Below are 1,466 nucleotides of genomic sequence, written 5' to 3' on the forward strand. Positions count from 1 at the left end.
TGTCTTAAAACATTCGCTTAGCTTGACTGTCGGCTCCTTAATCTTTGCGGATAGTAAAACGTAAATCATATTATAAATGCCAGTTTCTATCTTTTCTTTACGCACAGCCTTTGACAGATAATAGCCTATAAAACAGGTGTTATAGCCAAACTTGTTACTAAAATCTTCATTTATGCCTGAATAGTATTCATGGCTTATGTTTAAATAAATGTATCTTAAATTCATGACATCTACAGTATTTGATGTTTATTATTATCTTTTAAAGATCCTTGGTCTTTCAATTTTTTAGCTCTCTCTCTTTCATAATTATAAATCTTTTCTCTTGCATTCTTTCCCGCCGGTTCTTTATGTGTTATAACAGATTCATATCTGTCCTCTCCTGCTTCACGATTTTATCTTGTTATTAAAATTCCATCAAATTGTTTAGCGGTTTCTATAATCTAAGTTTCATAATGATTCTGGTCTTTGATGTTATTTATATGCGTAACCATGAAGTATTCTGCCATCTGATTTTTGTATAAAAACGCCACCCCATCCCAGCCATCCATCGTAAAACAAGCAAACCTCCCATATATCTTCTTTGTTGCGTAGCTTTACAATGAGAGGTAGCCGTTTATATATATCATTTCCTTCGTTGGAATATAATATTTTAAATCCTATCTCAGCAGCTGTTTTTGCATCTTCGATTATACCGTTCGGTAGGTCTGATATTGTATTGTCCGGTGTGTATCCGTATTTTTCAATATAGCTCTTGTCCCTTTTGAATTTATTAATCCCTGATAGCAATTTCTTCATATCCTCATGATAATGCTTATTTCCTTTCTGATTAGGATTTATAGACAAATGCAATACACGTCCATCCGATTTCTGTATCATTAATGTGCTATGGACAAAAGTATTGTATCCACGGACAAGCCATATCTTATCGTTTATCAAGGTCACTTTATATCTTTTGTATGTCGCTGTTAATTTCTCTCCATGGAAAGCCTTGAATAGTATATTACTTGTTTGAACGGCTTTATTTGCCGTCTCTATTCCCAAATATCTCATGGTATTTATTTCTACTCTTATTGGCAAATATCCATTATCAGGAGCCGAGTCCCAATATAATATGTCCGGATTATCTTTAGAATCTCTATATTCATAGAGTTTGGTTTGAAGTTTAGGCCTCTGTTCGTTTTTTGATCTTTTGATAGTACTTTTGGATGACATACCCCCTAATATTATTAAGCATATTGTACCTGATATTAAAAGTATAACTCCATATATATATATTCTTTTTCTCATGATTTTAATGTATTATGGTATTGTTAAATATTGATTGTATAAAAATATGTTATTTATGTCAATAATACTATAGGGATTTTGTTCAAGAAATGATTGCTTCCGGTTCAATCGTTCAGGATCATTAGGGTCGCTTGGCATTTCGTTTGATAATACTTTTATTTTACCGGTCCTATGGTTGT

Annotated in this window: 2 protein-coding genes; both read right to left on the minus strand. The window is 32.4% G+C overall.

All coding sequences use genetic code 11. The features are described from left to right. The coding region (locus MoGM_RS13225; RefSeq protein ID WP_233210075.1) for a hypothetical protein at positions 1-225 on the minus strand (225 nt) is incomplete at its 3' end. A gap of 246 nt (positions 226-471) precedes the next feature. Then, complete coding sequence (locus MoGM_RS00370; protein WP_104368270.1) at positions 472-1,287, minus strand: hypothetical protein; 816 nt, start codon at positions 1,285-1,287, stop codon at positions 472-474. Positions 1,288-1,466 lie beyond the last annotated feature (179 nt).

The organism is Prevotella sp. MGM1, from assembly GCF_002933775.1.
Classification (GTDB): domain Bacteria; phylum Bacteroidota; class Bacteroidia; order Bacteroidales; family Bacteroidaceae; genus Prevotella.